Below are 18,264 nucleotides of genomic sequence, written 5' to 3'. Positions count from 1 at the left end.
TTCTTCTTGCCAAAAATATCCCCGCCGGAGGCATCCGACGGCGCCGGGGGCGCAAACGTCCGTTACCGGGGGCTGCGCTTGGCCAGAATACGCTGAAGCGTGCGGCGGTGCATGTTCAGGCGGCGCGCGGTTTCGCTGACATTGCGATCGCACAGCTCGTACACCCGCTGGATATGCTCCCAGCGCACGCGGTCCGCGCTCATCGGGTTTTCCGGGGGTGGCGGCAATTCATCATCGCCCGCCAAAAGCGCGTTGGTGATGTCCGTCGCATCCGCGGGCTTGGACAGGTAATCCGTCGCCCCGATCTTGACGGCAGCAACAGCGGTGGCAATGGCGCCATATCCGGTCAGAACGACGATCCGGCTGTCGGGCCGCTTTTCGCGGATGGTTTCGACCACATCCAGCCCGTTACCATCCTCCAGGCGGAGATCGCAGACGGCATAGGCGGGCGGGCGGGCCATGGCGATCGCCTTGCCCGCGGCAACGGACCCGGCCGTTTCCACGTCGAATCCGCGCTTTTCCATGGCCTTGGCAAGACGGCGCAGAAACGGCTCGTCGTCATCGACCAGCAGAAGCGACCTGTCGTTTCCTATATCCTGCGAAGTTCCGGCCATTTCAGTGTTCCTCCAAACGCGCACATTCGTATGCGATAAACCTAGCTTGCGCCATTCGGTGCGTCAAACAAGCGCAGCGCCTTACATCGCATCCACGAAACACTGTACCCGATCTGCCATTTCCTCGGGGCTGGTATCACGCCGGAAGAACTCGACAAAGCCATATTCGGGCAATGTCAGGTAGGTGCTGGTCGAATGATCGACCAGGTAATACTCCTCGTTGCCCGCTGTCGGCTCCTGTTTCTGGTAATAGGTGCGATAGGCCTTGCTGGCGGCCTTGACCTGTTCGGCCGAGCCGGTCAGGCCCAACATGCGCGGGTGCAGGTTTTCGGTGAAATCCGCGACCACCTCGGGCGTGTCGCGCTCCGGGTCGACTGAAATGAAAACCGGCTTCACCATCGTGCCGCGCTCTTCCAGAATTTCGACGGCAACGGCATTGCGCGAGGTGTCCAGCGGGCACACATCCGGGCAGAAGGTATAGCCGAAATAGATCAGGGCCGGCTGGTCGATCACGTCCTTGTCGGTCACCGTCTCGCCGGTTTCGCTGATCAGCGTGAACGGCCCGCCGATCTGCGACATACCGCCGGCAACCTGGCCCGCCCGGCATTGGGCGAACCTGTCGTTGCCCCCCGATCCCATGGTCATGACATAGACCAGAATCAACGCCGCCGCCAAAGACCCCGCAGCAGCAATCGCAATCGTCCGTGTCATGGGTATATCCTCATTCTTCTGGGCATGTTTTTCGTGCTATGGCACATCTAACACCGGAACACGAACTTGCAACGGGACCAGAGCGCGCAGATGACGGATATCTCGCCAGGCGTTTTCAAATCACGCAGCCGCGGCAACTGGATCAGGCTGCGCACCCTGATCCTGTTGCGATGGTGGGCGATTGCCGGGCAGATTTCGGCGCTGGTGGTGGCGCAGCGGCTGTATGCCCTCAATCTCGAAATCGGGCTGTGCTATCTGGTGGTCGGCGTGTCGGTGATCTCGAACCTCGTGGCCACGTTCATCTACCCCGAAAACAAGCGCCTGTCGGAACGCGAAACCCTGCTGGTTGTCCTGTTCGACATGCTGCAACTGGGGCTGATGCTGTATCTGACCGGCGGGCTGAACAACCCGTTTTCGATCCTGATCGTCGGGCCGGTCACCGTGTCGGCCTCGGCGATCTCGTCGCGTTCCACGGTGTTTCTGGGCCTCACGGCGATCCTGATCGTTTCGGTGCTGGCCAAGTTTCACCTGCCGCTGCGCACCGATATGGGGTTTGTGCTGCGGATGCCGCATATTTTCCTGTTCGGCAACTGGGCCGCCATCGTGATCGCGGTGGTGTTTCTGGGGGTGTATTCCCGCTGGATCGTCTCGGAAATGGATGCGATGTCGAACGCGCTTCAGGCCACGCAAATGGCGCTGGCCCGCGAACAGAAGCTGACCGATCTGGGCGGCGTCGTGGCGGCGGCGGCGCATGAACTTGGCACGCCACTGGCCACGATCAAGCTGACCAGTTCGGAACTGGCCGAAGAACTGGAAGAGCACGAGGACCTGCGCGATGACGCCCTGTTGATCCGCGAACAGGCGGATCGGTGCCGCGATATCCTGCGTTCGATGGGCCGCGCGGGCAAGGACGACCTGCACCTGCGCAAGGCCCCCCTGACCGCCGTTCTGGAAGAAGCCGCCGAGCCCCACCTGGACCGCGGCAAGCTGATCCATTTCGACCACGGGCACGATTCGGGCGCGATCGACACGCAACCGACGATCTATCGCCGCCCGGAAATCATCCACGGCCTGCGCAACCTGGTGCAGAACGCCGTGGATTTCGCCGCCGAAAACGTATGGATCGAAAGCAGCTGGAACGATGCAACCCTGACATTGCGTATCATGGATGACGGGCGCGGATATTCCGCGCATGTTCTGGGCCGGATCGGCGAACCCTTCATGCGCCGCCGCAGCATCGGCACCGACCCGCGCCGCCCGGAATACGAGGGCATGGGCCTTGGGCTTTTCATCGCCAAGACGCTGCTGGAGCGATCCGGCGCCACCCTGAGTTTCGCCAATGGCAGCGACGCGACCGACCCGGACAGAAACCCGGCACACCATATCGGCGCCGTTGTCGAGGTCATATGGCCGCGCAGCCAGATCGAAGCCGAAAACCCCGAAAGCCGTTTGCCCACGGGACAAAACCAACCTTTCAGCGCCTGAAATCAGACCGTGTTCACTTTGGTTAACCCTACGTTAACCATCAGGTGTCATGCCTTGAGCCCGCCGCAATGAAAGGATGGTTTGGTAAATGGCTGGTCTTCCGCTATGGGCCTGGGCTGTCGTGCCCCTTGTGTCCATGTTGATCGCTCTGGGTGTTGTCTGGTTGATTTCCGCGCTGCCCGGACGTGGCCTTTCCCGAACGGCGCAGGCACAGGACCTCTCCTCTGGCGGCGCACATTTCCTGTTCGAGCACGACGACCTGGCCGATCACGACCTGCGCATCGAAATCACGTCGTGCAGTCCGAACAACTGGCTTGGCATTCACGACTGGCTGAAATACCGCTTTCCCGACCTCCCGAAAAGCACGCGGAATCTGCCCGATGGGGAAACGGTATTGTCCGCCGCAGAGGGCACGGATGACGCCCGGCTGAGGATCGTCAGGCAGGGTATCATCACGCGCCTATCGCTGACAGATCCGGCAACAGGCGATGCCGCCGAGCGACAGGAACGCATGCGGCTGACGGTTCGTCAGCGGAAATGGGGCAGATGCCTCAACAATGCATCCTGCGGCATTGTGGTGTCGAGCGATACCGGGCGAATTCTGTGGACGAACACCGCGTTTGCGGCGCATGGCATTCGCGATGCAACGGCCCTGTTTCCCGATACCGGGGATCTGCCCACCGCCGGGGAAACGAAAACCGGACGCCACCGTCTTGACGAAGGGGCGGGCAGCCGTTGGTTCGAAACCCGCACGATCCGCGCCGAAGACAACATCATTCACTACATTTCCAACGTCACGGAGATCGTCACCGCCGAAACCGTCCGGCGTGAATTCGTCCAGACCCTGACCAAGACATTCGCCAATCTCACCACCGGGCTGGCCGTGTTCGATCGGGACAAGCAACTGGCCCTGTTCAACCCCGCCCTTCTGGACCTGACCAGCCTTTGCCCCGAGTTTCTGAGCGCACAGCCCAACCTGATGAGCTTTTTCGACAAGCTGCGCGACAATCACGTCCTGCCCGAACCGCGCAGCTATGCCGACTGGCGGTCGCAGATCCTGCAAATGGTCGAAGCCGCGTCGGACGGGCTCTATCGCGAAACCTGGAGCCTGCCCTCGGGGCTGACCTACCGGGTGACCGGGCGGCCGCACCCCGACGGGGCCATCGCCTTTCTGTTCGAGGATATCACCGACGAAATTTCCCTGACCCGGCGGTTTCGCTCGCAGGTCGATCTGCGGCAGGCAGTGCTGGACAACCTGTCCGATGCCGTCGCCGTTCTGTCGCCGACAAACACGCTGTTGCTGTGCAACGACGCGTGTTCGCGCTTGCTCGGTATCGACCCGGACAGTTGTTTTGCCGAACTGGGCCTGCGTGACCTGACCCGCATCTGCAACGAACGCATCCCCGATCCGGCCTTCTGGTCCCGTGTCGAATCCCGACTCGACGCCCGGCGTCTGACAGACCCGATCCAGGCCGGGCTGACCTCATCGGACGACGAGGCTCTGACCTGCCGGATCACACCGCTTCCCGGCGGGGCGTCGATGCTGACCATCGGCAAGGTCAACCCCGGCTGGACTCCGGCATCCCACACACTGTCCGACGCGGGCTGATCGCGCTTGCAGGCGGTCGCGGGCCGTGTAGTCTCGGCCCATGTCAGAGCGGGCCCGCACACTTCACCTGAATTCTCCCGACCGGACCTGCGCCGTTGCACAGGCGCTTGCGCCGCATCTGGCGGCAGGCGACGTGATCCTGCTGTCGGGGCCTGTCGGCGCGGGCAAATCGCACTTTGCGCGCTGCCTGATCCTTGCCCTTCTCGACACCCCCGAGGATGTCCCCTCGCCCACCTACACGCTGGTGCAGACCTATCCGGGCCGCAGCGGAGAGATCTGGCATGCGGACCTCTACCGCCTGACCGATGTCGGAGAGATCGAAGAGCTGGGCCTGATCGAAGCGTTCGAGGATGCCATCTGCCTTGTCGAATGGCCCGACCGCCTGCACGAACTGGCCCCTAAAACCGCACTGCGGATTGCGCTGGAATCCCCGGATCAGGATGATACCCGGACGATGCGCCTTGAGTGGAGCGCACAGGACTGGGACGCCAAGCTGAAAGATATCTGCAATGACTGACCGCACCGGGGCGATCCGCGCCTTTATCGACAGCACCGACTGGGCCGGGGCGGCCACCGCGCCGCTGGCCGGGGATGCCTCGAACCGTCGCTATCTGCGCCTGACCCACCCGGTCAGCGGGAAATCCGCCGTGCTGATGGACGCCCCGCCCGAGCGCGGCGAAGACGTGCGCCCCTTCATTCATATCGCGGAATACCTGACCGGCACCGGCCTCAGCGCGCCGCATATTCTGGCGCGCGACACTCAGGCCGGGTTCCTGTTGCTCGAAGACCTGGGCGACGATCTGTTCGCCTCGGTGATCCCGGACCGGCCCGAGCTTGAAAACAGGCTCTATTCCACCGCAACAGACCTGTTGGTCACGCTGCATGACCACGATGCGCCGGATGGGCTGGACGGCTATTCGCCCGCGCTCATGGCCGATCTGGCTGCGCTGGCCTTCGACTGGTATCTGCCCGCCACGGGCAATGCCGACCCTGCCGCGCGGAAACGGTTCCTTACGGCCATGCTAAACGCCCTCAGCCATCACGCCGACACGGCCGATGTGCTGATTCAGCGCGACTATCACGCGCAAAACCTGCTTTGGCTCCCCGACCGCACCGGAGTGGCGCGCGTGGGCCTTCTGGATTTTCAGGACGCCATGCTGGGCCACCGCGCCTATGATCTGGTCTCGCTGTTGCAGGATGCCCGCCGCGATGTTCCGCCCGCCATCGAAGACGCGATGATCAGGCACTACATCGCCGAAACCCACGCCGATCCCGAAACATTCCGCACCGCCTATGCCGTGTTGGGGGCGCAGCGGAATCTGCGTATCCTTGGCGTGTTCGCCCGCCTGTGCCTACGCGACGGCAAGGCGCATTATGTCGATCTGATCCCACGGGTCTGGAACCACCTGATGCGCGATCTGGAGCATCCGGCGTTGACCGATGTCGCGCAAATCGTCCAAAACACCCTTCCGTCCCCCGCCCCGTCCACCCTGCAAAAGGTGAAAGACCAATGCGCGATCACCCCCGTTCGGTAATGCTGTTTGCCGCCGGGTTCGGGACGCGCATGGGCGCCCTGACCACCGCGCAACCCAAGCCGATGATCCCCGTCGCGGGCCGCCCGCTGATCGACCATGCGCTCGATCTGGTGCGCGCCTTCGGCCCCGACCGGATCGTCGCCAATCTCCACTACAAACCCCGGCCCCTGATCGACCACCTTGCCGGCAGCGAGGTGATCCTGTCCCATGAAACCCCCGATATTCTGGAAACCGGCGGCGGGCTGCGCGCGGCACTGCCGCACCTGGGCGAAGGCCCGGTTTTCACGATGAACACCGATGCCGTCTGGTCCGGCCCCAACCCGCTGACTCTGCTAGCCGGGGCATGGGCGCCCGACCGCATGGATGCCCTGCTGCTCTGCCTGCCGCGCGAAAACGCCATCGGCCATACCGGGCCGGGCGATTTCATACCCGGCGCGGACGGGCAGGCCGCGCGCGGGCCGGGGCTGGTGTATTCGGGTCTGCAAATCCTGAAAACAGACCTGCTGCACGACATCCCCGAAACGGTGTTTTCGCTCAACCTGCTGTGGGATCGCATGCTGGCCGACAACCGCCTGTTTGCCATCCCCTATCCGGGCAAATGGTGCGATGTGGGCCACCCCGAGGGCATCGCCCTGGCCGAAGACATGCTGAAGGCGCGCGATGTTTGATCCCACGGACAGCCCCCGCGTTTTCGGCACCCCCCTTGGCGTGGATTTCCCCCGCGCGCTGGTTGACGGGCTGATGAGCCGCCACGCCACGCACCCGCCCGAGGCGCTGGCCAGGGTCCACCTGATCGTCAACACCCGGCGCATGGCGCGGCGCATCCGCAGCCTGTTCGATCAGGGGCCGGCGCTGCTGTTGCCCCGGATCAGCCTACTCACCGATCTGGGCGAAAGCTGGGACCTGGCCCATATCCCCGATCCGGTTCCAGCCCTGCGCCGGCGGCTGGAGCTGACTCAACTGGTGTCCTCGCTGCTACACGCCGAGCCCGATATCGCCCCGCGCTCGTCGCTTTATGCGCTGGCCGACAGCCTTGCCGCCCTGATGGACGAAATGCACGGCGAGGGCGTTTCACCCGACCGTATCGAAGATCTGGATATTTCCGACCAATCCGGCCACTGGGATCGGATCAAGGCGTTTTTGGGCATTGTCAGACACTATTTTGAAACCGGCACCGAACACCCCGATGTCGAAACCCGCCAGCGGCTGGTGATCGAACACGTCACCCGGACATGGCAGGACTCGCCCCCCGATCATCCGGTCATCATCGCCGGATCGACCGGCTCTCGCGGGGCGACGCAGCTTTTGATGCAGGCGGTCGCAAAGCTGCCGCAGGGCGCGGTCGTGCTGCCCGGCGTCGATTTCGACATGCCCGCCGATGTCTGGGCGACGCTGGACGATGCCCTGCTGTCCGAGGATCATCCGCAATACCGCTTTGCCCACCTGATGACCAATCTGGGCCTGTTCCCCGGCCAGATCATGCACTGGACCAATGCCACCCCCGCCAGCCCGGCGCGCAATCGGCTGCTGTCGCTGGCCCTGCGCCCCGCCCCCGTGACCGATCAATGGTTGCAGGACGGCCCGTCGCTCACCGATCTCGACAGGGCCACCGCCGGAATCACGCTGGTCGAGGCGCAATCCACCCGGTCCGAAGCACTGGCCATCGCCATGCGCCTGCGTCAGGCCGCCGAGGACGGGCAAACCGCCGCGCTGATCACCCCGGACCGCACCCTGACCCGGCAGGTCACCGCCGCGCTGGACCGCTGGGCCATTCTACCCGACGACAGCGCAGGCATGCCGCTTCACCTGTCGCCGCCGGGCCGGTTCCTGCGCCATGTGGGCGATCTGTTCCGCGACAGGCTGACCGCGGAACTGTTGCTGACCCTGCTCAAACACCCGCTGACCCATTCCGACGGCGATCGCGGCCCGCATCTGCGCCTCACGCGCGAGCTGGAACTCCACCTGCGCCGCCACGGCCCGCCCTATCCGCAATCCGCCGACCTTATGGCATGGGCCGATGCGCAGAACGATCCGCTGGCCCTGCCCTGGGCGCAGTGGATCAGTGACTGTATCACTGCAAAAGAGGTTACTGGCGATCATCCGCTTGTCGATCTGGTCGCCGCCCATATCGACCTTGCCACGCGCATCGCCAGCGGGCCCGACGCAGTCGATGGCGGGCGGCTTTGGCAGAACGATGCCGGGCAGGAGGCATGGAAAACCGTTTCCAACCTGCAAGACCATGCGGAACACGGCGGGCGGATCAACGCCGCCGATTACACCAGCCTGTTCCACGCCGTCCTGTCGGCGGGCGAGGTCCGAAACCCCGATACGCCACATCCCGATATCCTGATCTGGGGCACGCTGGAGGCCCGCGTTCAGGGGGCCGATCTGCTGATCCTGGCCGGTCTGAACGAAGGAAGCTGGCCCGAGGCCCCCAACCCCGATCCGTGGCTCAACCGCGCGCTGCGCAATCAGGCCGGGTTGTTGCTGCCCGAGCGGCGCATCGGCCTGTCGGCCCACGACTTCCAACAGGCCGCGAGCGCACCCGAGGTCTGGTTTACCCGCTCAATTCGTTCGGACGATGCCGAAACCGTGCCGTCGCGCTGGCTGAACCGCATCAAGAACCTGCTGGCGGGCCTGCCCGATCAGAACGGGCCCAGGGCACTGGCCGAGATGGCGGACCGCGGTGCGGCATGGCTGCAACGCGTTCAGGCGCTGGAAGAGCCGGGAAGCGTTCCGGCTGCAACCCGCCCCGCGCCTTGCCCCCCCGTGGCGGCACGTCCGCGCGATCTGTCGGTGACGGAAATCAAGCGCCTGATCCGCGATCCTTACGCGATCTACGCAAGGCACGTTCTGGGCCTGCGCCCGCTCGATCCGTTGATGAAACTGCCCGACGCCCTGCTGCGCGGCATCGTCCTGCACGAAAGCCTTGAGCAGTTCATCAGGGATACGCTCGACGATCCCGGCCAGTGCACGCGCGAGGCGCTTTTGGCCAAGACCGAGACCATTCTGGCCGAAAACGTCCCCTGGGCCGAGGCGCGCGCGATCTGGCGCGCCCGGATGGAGCGGGTGGCCGACTGGTTCATCGAGGGTGAATTCGCCCGTCGTGACATTGCCCGGCCCAGCGCGCTGGAGGCACGAGGCAAGGCCACGCTCCCCGATCTCGGCGTCACGCTCAAGGCGCAGGCCGACCGGATCGACATGGACACGCGCGGCGCGCTTTACATCTATGACTACAAAACCGGCACGCCGCCCTCGGCCAGCGAACAGGAATTTTTTGACAAACAGCTGCTGCTCGAGGCCGCGATTGCCGAACAGGCGGGCTTTGGCGACATCGCCCCGTCAAAAGTGGCCCAGGCCGCCTTTATCGGTTTGGGCAGCACCCCCAAAATCGTGAACGCCCCGCTGGACAAGGAACCGCCCGAAAAGGTCTGGAAGGAATTCGAGGCCCTGATGCGCGCCTATCTCGAACCCGACCGGGGTTTTGCCTCGCGCCGGGCGATGCAGAAGAAAACCGACAAGGGCGATTACGATCAACTGGCCCGGTTCGGCGAGTGGGACATCACCGATACCCCCGACACGCAGGAGGTCGGATAATGCCCCGCGACGACGCCACCCAGCGCCAGATCGACGCCGCCCGCCCGGACCGCTCCACATGGCTGTCGGCCAATGCCGGATCGGGCAAGACCCGCGTCCTGACCGACCGCGTCGCGCGCCTGTTGCTGGACGGGGTCGATCCGCAGCACATCCTGTGCCTGACCTACACCAAGGCCGCCGCCAGCGAGATGCAGAACCGCCTGTTCCGCCGTCTGGGCGAATGGGCGATGCTGGCCGATGCCGATCTGCGCGCGGCGCTGGATGCGCTGGGCTTCGAGGGGGTCATAGATGACGACGCCCTGCGCAACGCCCGCCGCCTGTTCGCCCGCGCCATCGAGGCGCCGGGGGGGCTGAAGATCCAGACGATCCACTCGTTCTGCGCCGGTTTGCTGCGCCGCTTCCCGCTCGAGGCCGGGGTCAGCCCCCAGTTCACCGAGATGGAAGACCGCACCGCCACCCTGCTGCGCAGCGAGATTGTCGAGGAAATCGCCTCCGGGGCCGGATCAGAGACAGTTTATACCCTTGCCCGCCACCACGGCGGCGAAGACCTGAGCGACATCACCGCCGAGATCGTCCGCCACCGCAGCCTGTTTCAGAAACCGGCCTCGCAGGACGACCTGGCCGGGGCCTTCGGGCAACCCGCTAACCTGTCGCTGGCCACCGTGGCCGCGCAGGTCTTTCTTGGCAGCGAACAGGCGCTTCTGGATCAGCTGATCCCGGCGCTCGATGCCAGCGGCACGAACGATCAAAAAGCCGCCGCCAGGCTGCGCGCGATCACGCAACTGGATGCCTCCGCCCTGCCCGTGCTGGAAAGCGTATTCCTCACCGGCTCGGGCGCGAAAGAGCCGTTTACCGCCAAGATCGGCTCTTTCCCCACCAAGGCCTGCCAGAAAACCCTTGGCGCGGCCATGACCCAGATCGAACAGTTTATGGCCCGCGTCGAGGACGCCCGCGAAGCCCGGCTTGCGGCCATGGCCATTCAGAAATCCCGCGCGCTGCACGATTTCGCCGCCGTGTTCCTGCCCGCCTACGACGCGGCCAAGGCCCGGCGCGGCTGGCTGGATTTCGACGACCTGATCCTGCGCGCCCGGCAATTGCTGACCGATCCGGCGGTGGCGGCGTGGGTTCTGTTCCGGCTCGATGGCGGAATCGACCATATCCTCGTGGACGAGGCGCAGGATACCAGCCCCGTGCAATGGCAGGTGATCGAACGGCTGGCGCAGGAATTCACCAGCGGCCAGGGCGCGCGCCCTGATGTCACCCGCACGATTTTCGTGGTCGGCGACAAGAAACAGTCGATCTATTCCTTCCAGGGTGCCGACCCGCGTGAATTCGACCGGATGAAGGCCGATTTCGCAGCGCGCCTTCAGGCCACCGGCCAGCCGCTTCAGGACATGGAGATGGAATATTCCTTCCGCTCCTCCCACGCGATCCTGAGCCTTGTCGATCACACCTTTGCCAACAGTCAGGATAGCGGCTTTACGCCGACTCAGGGTCACAAGGCATTCAAAACCGACCTGCCCGGCCGGGTCGATCTGTGGCCGCTGATCGAAAAGCCCGAACAGGACGACGACCCCGAATGGTACTCCCCCGTCGATGTGAAGGCCGCCAACGATCCGGCAACCCTGCTGGCGCAACAGGTGGCCCGGACCATCCGCCGCATGGTGGATGAAAAACAGCTTATCCCGGACGAAGCCGCCGGGATGCGCCCCGTCCGGCCCGGCGATGTCATGATCCTCGTGCAGCGCCGCTCGGACCTGTTTCACGAAATCATCCGCGAATGCAAAGCCCTGAACCTGTCCATCGCCGGGGCCGACCGGCTCAAGGTCGGGGCCGAACTGGCGGTCAAGGATCTTGCCGCGCTCCTGTCCTTCCTCGCCACGCCCGAAGACAGCCTGTCGCTGGCCATCGCCCTGCGCTCGCCGCTGTTCGGCTGGTCCGAGGCCGATCTTTACGCCCTCGCCCACGGGCGCACACAAAAATACCTGTGGGCCGCGCTGCGCGACCGGGCCGACAGCCACCCCGAAACCATGGCCGTTCTGACCGACCTGCGCGCGCAGGCCGATTACCTGCGCCCCTATGACCTGATCGAGCGCATCCTGACCCGCCATGACGGTCGCCGCAAATTGCTCGCCCGCCTCGGCACCGAGGCCGAAGACGGCATCGACGCCCTGCTGTCGCAGGCAATGGCCTATGAACAACGCGCCGTCGACAGCCTGACAGGGTTCCTTGTCTGGATGGAAACCGACGACCTTGAGATCAAGCGCCAGATGGACAGCGCCGGGGATCGAATCCGCGTGATGACGGTGCATGGTGCCAAGGGCCTGGAATCGCCGCTGGTCATCCTCCCCGATACGGGCAAGCGCGATATCCGCCTGCGGGACCAGATCGCGCTGGCCGGGGATACGCCGATCTGGCGCACCGGCTCCAACGACTCTCCGCGCGCCGTCACGCAGGCCAACGATGCCGCCAAACAGGCCGAACGCGCCGAACGCGACCGGCTGCTTTACGTCGCCATGACGCGGGCCGAAAAATGGCTGATCGTCGCTGCGGCGGGCGATCTGGGAAAGCAGGGCGAAACCTGGTACGAAAAGGTCGAGGCCGGATTGCAGCGCGCCGGGGCGGCGGGGCATGATTTTGCCGGTGGGCCGGGCTTGCGGCTGGAACACGGCGATTGGGCCGAAACAGGGACGGATACAGCCCCCGAAACCACGCCCGCCATACCTCCGCTTGCCGAATTTTTCCGCACCCCTGCGTCCGAACGCCCTGCCGCACCGAAAACCCTCAGCCCCTCGACCGATCTTGGCGGGGCCAAGGCCCTGCCGGACGAACGCGGGCTTGACGAAGACGCCGCCAAGCGCCGGGGCCGCCTCATTCACCGGCTGCTGGAGTTTCTCCCGCAGATACCGCAAACGGATTGGCCCATCGCCGCCGCAAGGCTTTTGTCTACCGGCCCCGATACGGCCAGTGCCGATGAACACGCCCTGTTGCTGGCCGAGGTTGAAAAGGTTCTGATCAAACCGTCGCTCGCACCCCTGTTCACGCCCCATGCCCTGACCGAGGTGTCCGTCACCGCCACGCTCAATGCGCTGCAAGACAGGCGCATTCACGGCACGATTGACCGCCTGATCGTTGAACCGCATCGCGTTCTGGCCGTCGATTTCAAGACCAACGCCGCCGTTCCCGACCGCCCCGAAACCTGTCCCGAGGGTCTGTTGCGGCAGATGGGGGCCTATGCCCACGCGCTTGCGCAGATCTACCCGGACCGGCAGATCGAAACCGCGCTGCTCTGGACACGCACGGCCAGCCTCATGCCCTTGCCGCACGATCTCGTGACTCGTGCGCTCTGCGACACGCCCGCCGCTTGACGCCCCCGCCGGGCGTACCTAGGTTCGGAACCAACTCAATTCCTGTCAGGAGACATGACCATGGGCACCGTTGCCGTTACCGACTCGACCTTCGACGCCGAAGTGAAAAATTCCGACATCCCCGTCGTGGTGGATTTCTGGGCCGAATGGTGCGGCCCCTGCAAGCAGATCGGCCCGGCCCTGGAAGAACTGGCCGCCGAAATGGACGGCAAGGTGAAGATCGCCAAGGTCGACGTTGACAGCAACCCGAACGCCGCCGCCGCCATGGGCGTGCGCGGCATTCCGGCGCTGTTCATCTTCAAGGACGGTCAGGTGGTCTCGAACCGCGCAGGCGCCGCCCCCAAGGCCGCCCTGCAAAGCTGGATCGAAGACAGCATCTGAGTCCCCGAAATCACGGGATCGAAGGGCCGTCCTCGCGCGGCCCTTTTCTTTTGCCGTCATTGGGGTGAAAACATCCTCATGACCCTGACGAATTCCGATATCGCCGACCTCACCGCGTTTCGCCGCAATCTGCATCGCCACCCCGAGATATCCGGCGAAGAGCGCGAAACCGCCCGGCGTGTCGTTGCCGCCCTGGCCAGCCATCCGCCGGACACGATCCTGACCGGCCTGGGCGGCCACGGCGTTGCGGCACTCTATGACGGGTCCGCCGACGGCCCCACCGTCCTGTTCCGGGCCGAGCTGGACGCGCTGCCGATTCAGGAAATTTCCGACGCGCCCCATGCCTCGTCCACTGCGGGCAAGGGGCATCTGTGCGGTCATGACGGGCACACGACGATCCTCATGGCGCTGGCGCGGCTGCTGTCGCGCCGCCGCCCCGCCAAGGGACGCGTGGTGCTGATGTTCCAGCCAGCCGAAGAAACCGGGGCCGGTGCCGCCGCCGTGATCGCCGATCCACGATTCGACACTATTGCACCGGACTATGCCTTTTCTCTGCACAATATGCCGGGCCTGCCGCTGGGCCATGTCGGATTGATTCCCGGCCCGGTCAATTGCGCGTCACGCGGGCTGCGCGTGGCCTTCACCGGCAAACCCGCCCATGCGTCCGAGCCCGAGAACGGCACCTCGCCCATGGCCGCCCTCAGCCAGGTGATGCCCGCCCTGACCGCGCTCAGCCACGGCACCACGCAGGACCGCGATTTCACCCTCGTCACCGTCACCCATGCGCAGATGGGCGCGCCCGCCTTCGGCATCGCACCGGGCGAGGCCACCCTGTTCGCCACGCTGCGCACCCTCACCGATGACCGGATGGAGGCGCTGTGCAAAACCGCGCTGGGCCTGATCGCCGACGCCGCCGGGCGCAACGGGCTGACGGTCGATCACGGGTTCGACGATATCTTCCTGCATTGCGAAAACCACCCGCAGGCCACCGGCATCCTGCGCAGCGCGCTGGAGACCCTCGGCATCGCACATGACGGCAGCGGCCTGCCCTGGCGCCCGTCCGAAGATTTCGGCCGCTTCGGCCACACGGCGAAATCCGCCATGCTGTTCCTTGGCGCAGGCGCCGATCATGCGGCTCTGCACAACCCCGATTACGACTTTCCCGACAATCTGATCCCCATCGGCACCCGCATATTCACCCAGGTCGCGCGCGATCTTCTGGGCTGATCGGCCCCTTGCACCCCGCGCCCCGCCCTTCCATATAGGCACGAACCGAACGGAGGCCCCATGAGCAACGAATTTCCCGGCTGGCACGGCACCACGATCATCGGTGTGAAAAAGGGCGGTCAGGTGGTGATCGCCGGTGACGGGCAGGTCAGCCTTGGCCAGACCGTCATCAAGGGCACCGCCCGCAAGGTCCGCCGCATCTCGCCCGGCGGCTATGACGTGCTGGTGGGCTTTGCCGGCTCCACCGCCGACGCCTTCACCCTGCTCGAACGGCTCGAAGCCAAGCTCGAAGCCACCCCCGGCCAGCTTCAGCGCGCCAGCGTCGAACTGGCCAAGGACTGGCGCACCGACAAATACCTGCAAAAGCTCGAGGCGATGCTGATCGTCACCGACGGCGATCAGATCTACGTCATCACCGGCGCGGGCGACGTTCTGGAGCCCGAACACGATTGCACCGCCATCGGCTCGGGCGGCAACTACGCCCTGGCCGCCGCCCGCGGCATGATGGACAGCGACCGCGACGCCGAACAGATCGCCCGTGACGCCATGGCCATCGCCGCCGATATCTGCGTCTACACCAACGGCAACCTGACCGTAGAAAGCATCTCCAAATGACCGACCTGACCCCGCGCGAAATCGTCAGCGAACTCGACCGTTTCATCATCGGCCAGAAGGACGCCAAGCGCGCCACCGCCGTCGCCCTGCGCAACCGCTGGCGGCGCAAGCAACTGCCCGACGACCTGCGCGAAGAGGTCTATCCCAAGAACATCCTGATGATCGGCCCCACCGGCGTCGGCAAGACCGAAATCTCCCGCCGCCTCGCCAAACTGGCCCGCGCCCCCTTTATCAAGGTCGAGGCCACCAAGTTCACCGAGGTCGGCTATGTCGGGCGCGATGTCGAACAGATCATCCGCGATCTGGTGGACAGCGCCATCGCCCAGACCCGCGACTGGATGCGCGAGGATGTCAAAACCCGCGCCCATGAACTGGCCGAGGACCGGGTGATTGCCGCCATCGCCGGGGAAGACGCCCGCGAGGCCACCCGCGAGATGTTCCGCAAGAAACTGCGCGACGGGCTGCTCGACGATACCGAGATCGAACTGGACCTCGCCGATCAGTCCAACCCGATGGGCATGATGGACATTCCCGGCCAGCCCGGCAGCCAGATGGGCATGATGAACCTCGGCGATATCTTCGGCAAGGCGTTCGGCGGGCGTACCGTGCGCAAGAAGATGACCGTTGCCGACAGTTACCAGATCCTGATCGGGGAAGAGGCCGACAAGCTGCTCGACGACGAAACCGTCAACAAGACCGCGCTCGAGGCCGTCGAACAGAACGGCATCGTCTTTCTCGACGAGATCGACAAGGTCTGCGCCAAGTCCGAAACCCGCGGCGGCGACGTGTCGCGCGAAGGCGTACAGCGCGACCTGCTGCCGCTGATCGAAGGCACCACCGTATCCACCAGGCACGGCCCGGTGAAAACCGATCATATCCTGTTCATCGCGTCCGGCGCCTTCCACATCGCCAAGCCGTCCGACCTGTTGCCCGAATTGCAGGGCCGCCTGCCCATCCGGGTCGAACTGCGCGCCCTGACCGAAGAGGATTTCGTGCGCATCCTGACCGAAACCGACAACGCCCTCACCCGCCAGTACACCGCCCTGATGGGCACCGAGGAGGTGACGGTGGACTTCACCGAAGACGGCATCGCCGCCCTCGCCCGCATCGCCGCCGAAGTGAACCAGACGGTCGAAAACATCGGCGCAAGACGGCTCTACACCGTCATGGAACGCGTGTTCGAAGAGCTCAGCTTCACCGCCCCCGACCGCTCCGGCGACAAGGTCACCGTCAACGCCGCCTTCGTCGAGGAAAACCTGGGCGAACTGATGAGATCGGCGGATTTGTCGAGGTATGTGCTGTAGGGGGGTTGGCCCGGAATCGACATTCTTGACTGTCGCGGCCAAGGCCCGCTGTCGGCCCTTGGCTGACGGTTGCGCAACGTATCGCATGAAGTGGCTTGTGTCCGCCAGTTGCACCGTCAGGCTTACCGCCATATCGCCCGCGCCTGTCAGTGGCGCGGGCTATTCTTTTCATCCAAACCGGTAAACGACATCGCGGGGCGGCTTGTGTCGCATACAAGTCATGCAACACAACCGCCCCGCAGCATTGCTTCAGAAGCTGACGGAATAGCTTGCGCTCAAACCGTAGACATGCGTGTCCGAGCCAAGGCCACGGACCCGGCCATCGAGGCCAAGACGCCCGCGTTCGCCCACCGGTATATCAAAGCCGCCACCGATGGTCGCAGACCACTCTTCAGCCTCGTATCCGGTCGAAAGGTAAGTGGCAGAGCCGTCACCGTTTGTATCGGTATACTCCGCGAAGGCCTGTCCGTAGACACGCCCGCCCGAGGCCAGGTCATAGCTCAGTTCGCCGCCCATTCGCGCGTTGAAAAAATACGGGTCGTCCACTGCTGCGAAAGGCAAGGCCGCCAGTCGCGAGATATCCTCCTGGCCAACCGACACCGCAGCCTCGGGCGTGATGCGGTAGCCACTGCCCAAAGCGAATTCGCGCGAGAGCGAAGCCGAGGCGCTGTAACGCTGCCCGGAGGTGCTGTCGACAATTCCAAGCCCGGTATTGAAGCTGTCATAGTCGGTATAGGTATAGGCGGCCTGAACGGTCATCAGCCACCCGCCGACATTTGCCCCGAGATAAGGGGCAATCCAGTAAGAATCACCGGACAGCGAGCCACCATTGGCAAAGTCGTTATCGAAGGTTCCGATACCGGCACTGATGCCGCCGACCCAGCCATTGTCAAAGCTATAGTCAACGCCGAATTGCTGGCGGGCCTGAAAGCCGGAAACATCGGGGTTCCAGTCGGCCTCCAGTTGATCCGCACTGGTATCGAACCACATCGCCCAACGACCGTTTCGGGAAACCCCGCTATTCGAAGTGGAAAAGCTCAGGACGGAAGCAGACGTTGCGGCATCCGTGCTTCCTGTCGCATTGCGCGACACCTGATCGGTTGAGACCGAAGACATGCGCTGGCGAAGCTGTGTAAGGACAGCCCGGTTTTGAGCATCCGTCAGAATGACACCCTGCTGTGCCGCCTGAAGCTTGAGTTCCGCCAAAATCTGCGCATCCGTGACGATAGGGCCGGAAGGAGTCGGCGATACGAGGACGAGACTGACATCATCAAAGAAGAATGAACCACAACCGGCACACGTTGCTACGTCGAATTCCAGAGTTTTGGTTCCATCGGCGACCGTAACCGTAAAGGTTTCGGTCCTCCAGGCGTTCGCGCCCTCACCGCCGAAGGTAAGAACCGTTTGCCCATCGAAGAGCACACTGACGGAATTCGCTGGTGATGTAGTTGCACTAGGGCGTATCGCAAAACTCAGCGTGTAGGTCCCCGCACTTACATTTACGGCCTGCGAAACTGTCCCCGGCCCGTTATTGTCGTAGACACCCATCGAATATAAGCCGGAGTTAGAATTACCCGAGACATAAGCTCCTCCGTTGTTCAAACTTGTACTCCAGCCGGATATGTTGCCGCTTTCAAAGTCACCGTTGACGATCAGGTTTTGCGCTTGGGCTGCGCTGATGGTGGAGACGGATGCCATCAATGCTACTGCGGCTCCAAATTTCGTATCACGCATAACTTTCCTCTAATGTTGCTGGGTAATTCTCAATGCGGCTCAAACTATCGACAACGGTGATGCGAACAATTTGTCATTGGGAAT

At 64.0% G+C, this 18,264-nt stretch carries 14 protein-coding genes; 11 read left to right on the top strand and 3 right to left on the bottom strand.

Features of this window, described 5'->3' with window-relative positions; translation table 11 throughout:
- Window positions 1-62: 62 nt before the first annotated feature.
- Both BUB53_RS12480 and BUB53_RS12475 read right to left on the bottom strand, forming a co-directional pair.
- Window positions 63-614: an ActR/PrrA/RegA family redox response regulator transcription factor gene (locus BUB53_RS12480; protein ID WP_073035102.1), complete on the bottom strand. Its 552-nt coding sequence runs from the start codon at window positions 612-614 to the stop codon at window positions 63-65.
- A gap of 81 nt (window positions 615-695) precedes the next feature.
- Complete coding sequence (locus BUB53_RS12475; RefSeq protein WP_073035101.1) at window positions 696-1,325, bottom strand: SCO family protein; 630 nt, start codon at window positions 1,323-1,325, stop codon at window positions 696-698.
- Between the two features lie 90 nt (window positions 1,326-1,415).
- Here BUB53_RS12475 and regB point away from each other — a divergent pair, with 90 nt between their 5' ends.
- The 11 genes from regB (at window position 1,416) to hslU (ending at window position 16,446) form a co-directional block, all read left to right on the top strand.
- Window positions 1,416-2,810, top strand: coding sequence for a sensor histidine kinase RegB (gene regB, locus BUB53_RS12470; RefSeq protein ID WP_073035100.1), 1,395 nt, complete (start codon window positions 1,416-1,418; stop codon window positions 2,808-2,810).
- A gap of 88 nt (window positions 2,811-2,898) precedes the next feature.
- A complete protein-coding gene (locus BUB53_RS12465) occupies window positions 2,899-4,419 on the top strand; it encodes a PAS-domain containing protein (protein WP_073035099.1) in 1,521 nt (506 codons plus the stop codon).
- A 40-nt stretch (window positions 4,420-4,459) separates the two neighbouring features.
- Entirely contained in the window at window positions 4,460-4,936 is a 477-nt protein-coding gene (gene tsaE / locus BUB53_RS12460) for a tRNA (adenosine(37)-N6)-threonylcarbamoyltransferase complex ATPase subunit type 1 TsaE (protein WP_073035098.1), read from the top strand.
- On the top strand, window positions 4,929-5,954 hold the full coding sequence (locus tag BUB53_RS12455) for an aminoglycoside phosphotransferase family protein (RefSeq protein ID WP_073035097.1): 1,026 nt from the start codon (window positions 4,929-4,931) through the stop codon (window positions 5,952-5,954). Before tsaE ends, BUB53_RS12455 begins: the two co-directional genes overlap by 8 nt.
- On the top strand, window positions 5,930-6,622 hold the full coding sequence (locus BUB53_RS12450) for a nucleotidyltransferase family protein (protein WP_073035096.1): 693 nt from the start codon (window positions 5,930-5,932) through the stop codon (window positions 6,620-6,622). Before BUB53_RS12455 ends, BUB53_RS12450 begins: the two co-directional genes overlap by 25 nt.
- Window positions 6,615-9,551 (top strand): double-strand break repair protein AddB, encoded by a 2,937-nt coding sequence (addB, locus tag BUB53_RS12445; RefSeq protein ID WP_073035095.1) that lies wholly within the window; start codon window positions 6,615-6,617, stop codon window positions 9,549-9,551. Before BUB53_RS12450 ends, addB begins: the two co-directional genes overlap by 8 nt.
- A complete protein-coding gene (gene addA / locus BUB53_RS12440) occupies window positions 9,551-12,919 on the top strand; it encodes a double-strand break repair helicase AddA (RefSeq protein ID WP_073035094.1) in 3,369 nt (1,122 codons plus the stop codon). Before addB ends, addA begins: the two co-directional genes overlap by 1 nt.
- A gap of 60 nt (window positions 12,920-12,979) precedes the next feature.
- A complete protein-coding gene (trxA, locus tag BUB53_RS12435) occupies window positions 12,980-13,300 on the top strand; it encodes a thioredoxin (protein WP_073035093.1) in 321 nt (106 codons plus the stop codon).
- 78 nt (window positions 13,301-13,378) lie between these two features.
- Entirely contained in the window at window positions 13,379-14,527 is a 1,149-nt protein-coding gene (locus tag BUB53_RS12430) for an amidohydrolase (protein ID WP_073035092.1), read from the top strand.
- A 60-nt stretch (window positions 14,528-14,587) separates the two neighbouring features.
- Entirely contained in the window at window positions 14,588-15,142 is a 555-nt protein-coding gene (gene hslV / locus BUB53_RS12425; RefSeq protein ID WP_073035091.1) for an ATP-dependent protease subunit HslV, read from the top strand.
- Entirely contained in the window at window positions 15,139-16,446 is a 1,308-nt protein-coding gene (gene hslU, locus BUB53_RS12420; protein WP_073035090.1) for an ATP-dependent protease ATPase subunit HslU, read from the top strand. Before hslV ends, hslU begins: the two co-directional genes overlap by 4 nt.
- 249 nt (window positions 16,447-16,695) lie before the next feature.
- Here hslU and BUB53_RS22255 read toward each other — a convergent pair whose 3' ends face one another.
- Complete coding sequence (locus tag BUB53_RS22255; protein ID WP_084729111.1) at window positions 16,696-18,180, bottom strand: autotransporter domain-containing protein; 1,485 nt, start codon at window positions 18,178-18,180, stop codon at window positions 16,696-16,698.
- Window positions 18,181-18,264: the final 84 nt, after the last annotated feature.

Source organism: Roseovarius pacificus (assembly GCF_900142665.1).
Classification (GTDB): Bacteria; Pseudomonadota; Alphaproteobacteria; order Rhodobacterales; family Rhodobacteraceae; genus Roseovarius; species Roseovarius pacificus.
The sequence above is the reverse complement of the archived record's forward strand: the minus strand, read 5'-3'. Positions and strand labels throughout refer to the sequence as shown.

Excerpts from the sequence above, each read along its gene's own strand:
- BUB53_RS12480 (WP_073035102.1), bottom strand. The coding sequence starts at position 614 with ATGGCCGGAACTTCGCAGGATATAGGAAACGACAGGTCGCTTCTGCTG.
- BUB53_RS12475 (WP_073035101.1), bottom strand. The coding sequence starts at position 1,325 with ATGACACGGACGATTGCGATTGCTGCTGCGGGGTCTTTGGCGGCGGCG.
- regB (WP_073035100.1), top strand. The coding sequence starts at position 1,416 with ATGACGGATATCTCGCCAGGCGTTTTCAAATCACGCAGCCGCGGCAAC.
- BUB53_RS12465 (WP_073035099.1), top strand. The coding sequence starts at position 2,899 with ATGGCTGGTCTTCCGCTATGGGCCTGGGCTGTCGTGCCCCTTGTGTCC.
- tsaE (WP_073035098.1), top strand. The coding sequence starts at position 4,460 with ATGTCAGAGCGGGCCCGCACACTTCACCTGAATTCTCCCGACCGGACC.
- BUB53_RS12455 (WP_073035097.1), top strand. The coding sequence starts at position 4,929 with ATGACTGACCGCACCGGGGCGATCCGCGCCTTTATCGACAGCACCGAC.
- BUB53_RS12450 (WP_073035096.1), top strand. The coding sequence starts at position 5,930 with ATGCGCGATCACCCCCGTTCGGTAATGCTGTTTGCCGCCGGGTTCGGG.
- addB (WP_073035095.1), top strand. The coding sequence starts at position 6,615 with ATGTTTGATCCCACGGACAGCCCCCGCGTTTTCGGCACCCCCCTTGGC.
- addA (WP_073035094.1), top strand. The coding sequence starts at position 9,551 with ATGCCCCGCGACGACGCCACCCAGCGCCAGATCGACGCCGCCCGCCCG.
- trxA (WP_073035093.1), top strand. The coding sequence starts at position 12,980 with ATGGGCACCGTTGCCGTTACCGACTCGACCTTCGACGCCGAAGTGAAA.
- BUB53_RS12430 (WP_073035092.1), top strand. The coding sequence starts at position 13,379 with ATGACCCTGACGAATTCCGATATCGCCGACCTCACCGCGTTTCGCCGC.
- hslV (WP_073035091.1), top strand. The coding sequence starts at position 14,588 with ATGAGCAACGAATTTCCCGGCTGGCACGGCACCACGATCATCGGTGTG.
- hslU (WP_073035090.1), top strand. The coding sequence starts at position 15,139 with ATGACCGACCTGACCCCGCGCGAAATCGTCAGCGAACTCGACCGTTTC.
- BUB53_RS22255 (WP_084729111.1), bottom strand. The coding sequence starts at position 18,180 with ATGCGTGATACGAAATTTGGAGCCGCAGTAGCATTGATGGCATCCGTC.